This is a genomic window from Agromyces binzhouensis (assembly GCF_004135055.1).
In the GTDB taxonomy this organism is placed as follows: Bacteria; Actinomycetota; Actinomycetes; order Actinomycetales; family Microbacteriaceae; genus Agromyces; species Agromyces binzhouensis.
Window position 1 is genome coordinate 1 of the sequence record NZ_SDPL01000157.1, and the last position, 6,723, is coordinate 6,723.

The window sequence follows — 6,723 nt, forward strand, 5'->3', positions numbered from 1 at the left end:
CGACCGGGAGCCCGACGCCGGCGATGATCTCGGCGGCCTTCGCGACGCCGTGCCGCGAACGGATGGCGACGCCGGCCGCCTCGGCGCGGGCGCGGAGCTCGTCGTCGGCGAGGATCCCCGTGACGGCCGCGCGGAGTTCGTCGGGCGTGAAGCCGTAGGTGTCGAGGCGGCGGCCGTAGCCCTGCTCGTCGACGCGCTGCGCGTTGTCGTACTGGTCCCAGAACAGCGGGAGCAGGATCATCGGCTTGCCGAAGTGCATGGCCTCGGTCGTGGTGTTGTTGCCGCCGTGCGTGATGACGAGGTCGGCGAGGGGCAGGAGCTTGGTCTGCGGGAGGAACTCCGCGCCCCACATGTTCTCGGCGAGCTCGAACTCGTCGTGCAGCGGTCCCTTCGAGACGATCACGTTGATCGGCAGCTCGGCGAGCGCGGCGATGACGCGCTTCATGAGGTCGACGTCGGCCGAGCCGAGCGAGCCGAGGCTGAAGTAGGCGAGCGGGCGGCTGCCGTCGGTGAACGATGCGGGCAGGTCGGCGGGCGCCTGCTCGGTCTCGCGGACCGAGGAGTCGAGGCGGTGCCAGGTCTCGTCGAGCGGGCGCTCGTCGGTGTAGTCGAGTTCCTCGGGGAAGACGTAGAGGTTCGCGTCGCCCGGGTGGATGAACTCGAGGTCGGGCAGCGGCGGGGCGCCCTGCTCCTGCACCCAGGCGTCGAACGACTCCCAGAGCGGGCGGTGGGTGCGCTCGTACTCGGCGCGGAACGCGGCCCAGCCCTCGCGGTCGCGCTTGCCGAGGCCCGAGAACACCGGCGCGATGTCGTCGCCCGGAACCTCGAGCGGGTTGCAGCTGACGATGCGCACGAAGGGGACTCCCGCCGTCACGAGGGCGGGGAACGTCAGCACGTTGTCCTCGATGATCACGTCGGGCCGCACGCGATCGATGATCGCCTTCAGCTGGGGCTCGCAGAACTTGGCGCCGTTGACGAGCTCCTCCCAGATGGGGAGCGTCACGGTCTCGAGCTGCTCGGCGGTCGTCTTCCGGAACTCCGGCGCGACCTCCTTGATGTAGTCCTTCCAGAACTGCCCGGCGTCCTGCTCGATCTCCTCGCCGTCGGCGGGTTCCTCGACCGGGGCGAGGTCCACCAGGTCCTCCTCGAAGCCGAGGGCCGTGAGCTTGCCCTGCCACGATCGCTCGGCCGCGAAGACCACCCGGTGCCCCTGCTTCAGCAATTCGTTGGCGATGCCGATGCAGTTGTTGGTCGGGCCGTAGGCGCTCTCGGGCATGAAGAGGAAGGTGCGGCGAGCGTCGGACATTGCGACTCCGTTCATCGATTCTTTGCAGCAGGTTATAGAGAATTCAGCACTCTGGAAACCCTGTATTTCGAGGAGATTCCGGGCTAACATTGCGTGGCAGTGCAGACAATCTGTCCGCTCGGGAGGGAACACCATGGCGAGGCCCAAGCGGCAGGAGGAACGTCGGAGCCAGCTGGTGGCCGCGGCGCAGCGCGCGATCGCGCTGCACGGGCCCGACGGCGCGCGCCTCAACCGCGTGGCGGAGGAGGCCGGGCTCACCTCCGGCGCGGTGCTGTACTACTACCCCGACATCGACGAGCTCATGTTCGAGGCGAACCGAGCCGGCATGGAGCGCTTCTACGAGGGGCGCGTCCGGATGCTCGAGGGCCTCCCCGACGACCCGGTCGCGCGCCTGGTCGCCCTCATCGACTCGGGCCTGCCGAGCGGCTCCGACGACACCGAGGTGCGCCTGCTCTGCGAGCTCGGCGGGTCGGCGGGCCGCAACCCGCTCATGGCGTCGCTGCTCACCACGCTCTACGACCGGCAGGTCGGCATGTACCAGGTCGTGCTCGAGCAGGGCGCCGCGCGCGGGCTGTTCGCGCTCGCGCAGCCGACGCTCGTGATCGCGCGCAACCTCGTCGCGCTCGAGGACGCCTACGGCTACCGCATCGTCGCCAAGCACCCGACGCTCGACCGCGCCGCGGCGGCCGAGCTGCTGCGCGAGTACGCGCGACTGGCGACGGGTCACGCGCTGACGTCCTGAGACCGGTTCGAGGCGGATGCCTCGGGCGCGCCGGCCGTCCCGTCCGCGTCGCGCACGTCCGCGGCATCCGTCACCGTGATGGCGGTGGTCGGGACGGTGGTGCCGAACGACGGCGGCTGGGACGGGTCGCGCGGCACCGCCGTCGCCCGCCCGAACGTCACGCCGACATCGGCGCCGCGCGCCAGGCGAGTCGCGCCGTGCACGCTCGCCAGCAGCGGCGCCGGCAGTCCCGGGACCTCGACCGAGATCGTCGACGCGCCGCCGAGGAAGTACGTGTCGACGACCGTGCCGCGCAGTCCTCCGGACACCTCGGTGCCGACCGTGACGTCCTCCGGTCGAACGACGGCAGTCGCGGGCGAACCTGCGGCGAGGGGGTGCGACGCCGGCACGAGCCCCATGCCGGGCACGGCCACGCCGTCGGCGGTCGCGTCGCCGTCGAGCAGGTTCGCCGTGCCGATGAACGCCGCGACGAAACGGGAGACGGGCTCGGCGTAGAGCTCCTGCGGGGTCGCGAGCTGCTCGAGGCGACCCTCGTTGAGCACCGCGATCCGGTCGGCCATCGACATGGCCTCCTCCTGGTCGTGCGTGACGACGACGAAGGTGAGGCCGACCTCGTGCTGCAGTCGCTTGAGCTCGAGCTGCATCGACGCGCGCACCTGGCGGTCGAGCGCCGACAGCGGCTCGTCGAGGAGCAGGAGCTTCGGCCGCTTCACGATCGCGCGCGCGAGCGCGACGCGCTGCCGCTGTCCGCCCGAGAGCTGCGACGGCCGGCGCCTGGAGAGGTGCCCGAGCCGGACGACCTCCATGACCTCGCCCACGCGCGTGCGGATCTCGGCCCGACCGACGCCCTCGGCCTCGAGCCCGTAGGCGATGTTCTTCTCGACCGACAGGTGCGGGAAGAGCGCGTAGCTCTGGAACATCATGTTCACCGGCCGCCGGTGCGCCGGCAGCGGCAGCAGGTCGATCCCGTCGACCGTGATCCGCCCTGAGGCCGGCGTCTCGAAGCCCGCGATCGAGCGCAGCAGGGTGGTCTTGCCGCACCCCGACGGGCCGAGCAGCGCGAAGAACTCGTTGTCGGCGATGTCGAGCGAGATGTCGTGCAGGGCGACCGTGTCGCCGTACACGGCGCGGACGCCGTCGACACGGAGCAGGGGTTCGGCGGTCATCGGGAGGTTCCTGTCAGTCGGGTGAGGCGCTGCGCCGAGATCACCGCGACGATGCTCACGAGCAGCAGGAGGGTGGCGAGGGCGTTCACCTCGGGCGTGACGCCGAAGCGCACCATGGAGTAGATGACGATCGGGAGCGTCGGCTGCGTCGGCGCGGTCGTGAAGAACGCGATCACGAACTCGTCGAGCGAGAGGGTGAAGGCCAGCAGTGCGCCCGCGACGATGCCCGGGGCGAGCTGCGGGAGCGTGATCCGCACGAACGTCTTCGCGGGACCCATGCCGAGGTCGCGCGACGCCTCCTCGAGGCTGGGGTCGAGGTTCGCCATCCGGGCCAGCACGATCGCGGTCACGAAGGCGGTCGCGAACACGCCGTGCGCGAGGATCACCGAGTGCAGCCCGAGCGTGAAGCTCAGCAGCGAGAAGAACGTCAGCAGCCCGATGCCGAGCAGCAGGTCGGGCAGGATCGCCGGCGCGATCGCGAACGCGCGGATGAGGCCGCCGCGCGTGTAGTGGTGGATGCCGTACGCGAGGAGCGTCCCGAGCACGGTCGCGATGAGCGTGGCGCCGGTCGCGACGATGAGCGTGTTCGCGAGGCCCTGCATCATCGCGCCGTCGGCGAACAGCTCGGGGTACCAGCGCAGCGAGAACCCGGTCCACACGAAGAGGTTCCGCGACTCGTTGAAGCTCATCACGACGACCACGAGGATCGGCAGGTAGAGGAAGACGTACCCGAGCCACAGGGGCACGAGGATGCCGCGGCGCCGGCCGCGACGCGCACGGGGCGTGCCCGGCGCGGGCGCGGCATCCGTCGCCTCGGCCCCGTCGACTCGGTCGGTCGCGGGAGCGGTCGCCTCAGCCACGGCGCGGTCCTTCCGTGATGCGGCGCGAGACCGCCGCCTGGATCACGATCACGACGACGAGCAGCATCGTGAGCACGAGCGCGAGCGTCGCGCCGAACGGCCAGTCGCGGGCCTCGTAGAACTGGTCGCGCACGAGGTTGCCGACCATGACCGTCTTGCCGCCGCCGATGAGCTCCGGGATCACGAAGTTCGACATCGCCGGGACGAAGACGAAGATGCACCCCGTGAGCGCACCTGGCAGCGACAGCGGCAGCGTGACCGTGCGGAACGCGCGCCACGGCGAGGCGCCGAGGTTCGTCGCCGCCTCGCGGAGCGAGGGGTCGAGCTGCTGCAGCGACGCGTAGAGCGGGAGCACCATGAGCGGCAGGTACATGTAGAGGAGCCCCACGACGATGGCCTGCGGCGTGTAGAGCATCGAGATCGGCTCATCGGTGAGCCCGAGCGCCTGCAGCCACTGGTTCACGAACCCGGCGTTGTTGAGCAGCAGGATCCAGGCGTACGTGCGGATCAGGAAGTTGGTCCAGAACGGCAGCACGACGGCGACGAGGGCCACGGTCCGCCACTTGGGCGAGAGCCCGGCGATCGCGTACGCCATCGGGTAGCCGAGGAGCAGCGCGAGCAGGGTCACGACGAGCGCGAGCCCGATCGACTGCAGGATGACGCCGACGTAGAGCGGTTCGGCGAGCTTCGCCCAGTTGTCGAGGGTGAACTCGAACACCAGGCCGCCGAACCGGCCGCGCTTGAAGAACGTGTAGAACGCGAGCAGCCCGACCGGGATCGCCATGAAGACGATCAGGAAGAGCATGCCGGGCGCGAGGAACGGCGCGGCGGCGAGCCCCCGCCGCACGCGCTGCGCGCGCACGGCGGGGGTCGCCTGCGGGGTCGTGGTGGTCACGGCGCTCCGGGTCAGTTGGTCGCGAGGACTTCCGCGTTCAGGTCGACGTACTTCAGCGAGTCCTCGCCGAGGTCGACGATCACCTCCTGCTCGAAGAGCTCGTCGACCGTGATGCCGAGCGTCGGGTACGCCTCGATCAGCGTCGGGTCGAGGGCTTCCATGGCGACCTGGTTCGGCACCTTGTAGAGGATGTTCTCGACGACCCACGTCTGCACCTCGGGGTCGAGGATGTAGTTGATGAAGGCCATCGCGGCCTCCTTGTTCTCGGAGCTCTTCAGCACGGTCATGGTGTCGACCCAGAGGTCGGCGCCCTCGTCGGGCACGACGAACTCGATGTCGGGGTTCTCGGCGATGCCGTAGTTGCACCAGCCGTCCCACGCCTCGACCATGGCGGCCTCGCCCGAGACGAGCTTCGAGTAGAAGGTCGTGTCGTCGTAGGCGAGGAGGGTCGACTTGGTCTCGAGCAGCTGCGCCTTGGCGTCGTCGAGCTCGGCGTCGTCAGTCGTGTTCACCGAGTACCCGGCCGCCTTCAGCGCGGGCAGTGCGAGCCAGCGGTCGGTCGAGAGCATCGTGGTCTTGCCGACGAGCTCGTCGACCGGGTTGAGCAGGTCGTTCCACGACGTCGGGTCGAAGCCCGTGAGGTCGGGCCGGTAGCAGAGGCCCGTGGTGCCCCACGCGTACGGCTCGGAGTAGACGTTGCCCGGGTCGTAGGCGAGCTCCATGGCCTCGGGGTAGAGGTTCGACTCGTTCGGGACGAGCTCCTTGTCGAGCTCCTGGAGCAGCCCCTGCTCGGCGAGCGCCTGCGCGTACTGGCCCGACACGAACGCGACGTCGATGCCGGGGTCGGAGCTCGCGGTGAGCTTGGCGACGACGTCCTCGTTCGTGGCGTGGTTCACGATCGTGGTCTTCACGCCCGTGGCCTCCTCGAACTGCTCGGCGAGGTCCTCGGGGTAGTAGTCGGCCCAGATCGAGACGGTGAGCGTCTGCTCCGAGATGTCGGCGGTGCGGTCGATGTCGGATCCGTCGCCGCTGTCGCCGCCGGCGCAGGACGTGAGGGCGAGCACGAATGCAGCGGTTCCGGCCGCTGCGATGGAGACGCGACGCATGGTGGGCATGAGGTACCTCCTGGGGACGTCGGAAAGGTTGAGGAATTGTTGCACCGGGCATCAAGAAACCGCAATGGTTTTCCGGACGCTCTAGAGCGTGTTTTGCACAGTTGTTACAATCCGGATTCAATGAACTCGTTGCTCAGCGGCGAGCGGCCCGAGATCGCCGGCCGCGCGCTGTCCGTCGCGCCCGACGACACCGTGGCCTTCGACGACGCCCGCCCCGCGGCCGGCGACGGCATCGCGCGCGCGCTGGCTCGCCTCGTCGATCCGAGCGTGCCGACGGATGCCCCGGAGCGGGCGATCGCGGTCGACCAGACCAACACGTCGGTGATCGTCGACGAGCGCCTCGTCGTCAAGGTCGTGGGCCGCTGGGCCGCGGCCGACCGGGCGGCGCACCTGCTCGAACGCCTCGCCGGGGCGGGATCGACGGACGTCGCCGGGTATGCGGGCCGGGTGGACTGGCGGCATCCGTCGCTCGGCACCTCGGCGCTCGCGATCGTCACCGAGTACCTCCCGGGCGCGCAGGACGGCTGGGACTGGGCGGTCGACGACGTGGAGGCGCTGCTCGCCGGCACCGGCCCCGAGCCCGTGTTCCCCGCGGTGCTCGGCGCGACGGTCGCGCGACTGCACGACGCGCTCGGCGCG

6 protein-coding genes and 1 pseudogene are annotated in these 6,723 nt (G+C 70.1%); 2 read left to right on the top strand and 5 right to left on the bottom strand.

Annotated features, from left to right (window positions below):
• The coding region (locus ESO86_RS09245) for a glycosyltransferase (RefSeq protein WP_242492296.1) at positions 1–1,321 on the bottom strand (1,321 nt) is incomplete at its 3' end.
• A 118-nt stretch (positions 1,322–1,439) separates the two neighbouring features.
• Here ESO86_RS09245 and ESO86_RS09250 point away from each other — a divergent pair.
• Positions 1,440–2,048, top strand: a complete 609-nt coding sequence (locus tag ESO86_RS09250; protein ID WP_129234635.1) for a TetR/AcrR family transcriptional regulator — start codon at positions 1,440–1,442, stop codon at positions 2,046–2,048.
• Here the strand turns inward: ESO86_RS09250 and ESO86_RS09255 are convergent.
• From ESO86_RS09255 to ESO86_RS09270, 4 genes are read right to left on the bottom strand one after another with little or no spacing between them, the layout of a single operon-like run.
• The gene (locus ESO86_RS09255; protein ID WP_129234636.1) at positions 2,030–3,214 is read right to left on the bottom strand and encodes an ABC transporter ATP-binding protein; all 1,185 of its coding nucleotides are present in this window, start codon (positions 3,212–3,214) and stop codon (positions 2,030–2,032) included. The genes ESO86_RS09250 and ESO86_RS09255 overlap by 19 nt on opposite strands.
• On the bottom strand, positions 3,211–4,074 hold the full coding sequence (locus ESO86_RS09260) for an ABC transporter permease (protein ID WP_207207078.1): 864 nt from the start codon (positions 4,072–4,074) through the stop codon (positions 3,211–3,213). The genes ESO86_RS09255 and ESO86_RS09260 overlap by 4 nt, the downstream gene beginning before the upstream one ends.
• Positions 4,067–4,969 carry an ABC transporter permease gene (locus ESO86_RS09265; RefSeq protein ID WP_207207079.1) on the bottom strand — a complete coding sequence of 301 codons (903 nt, stop codon included), beginning with the start codon at positions 4,967–4,969 and terminating at the stop codon, positions 4,067–4,069. Before ESO86_RS09265 ends, ESO86_RS09260 begins: the two co-directional genes overlap by 8 nt.
• An 11-nt stretch (positions 4,970–4,980) precedes the next feature.
• Complete coding sequence (locus ESO86_RS09270; RefSeq protein WP_129234637.1) at positions 4,981–6,084, bottom strand: polyamine ABC transporter substrate-binding protein; 1,104 nt, start codon at positions 6,082–6,084, stop codon at positions 4,981–4,983.
• A 120-nt stretch (positions 6,085–6,204) separates the two neighbouring features.
• Between ESO86_RS09270 and ESO86_RS09275 the strand changes: the two are divergent.
• Positions 6,205–6,723, top strand: a pseudogene (locus ESO86_RS09275) (hypothetical protein); the annotation flags it as partial.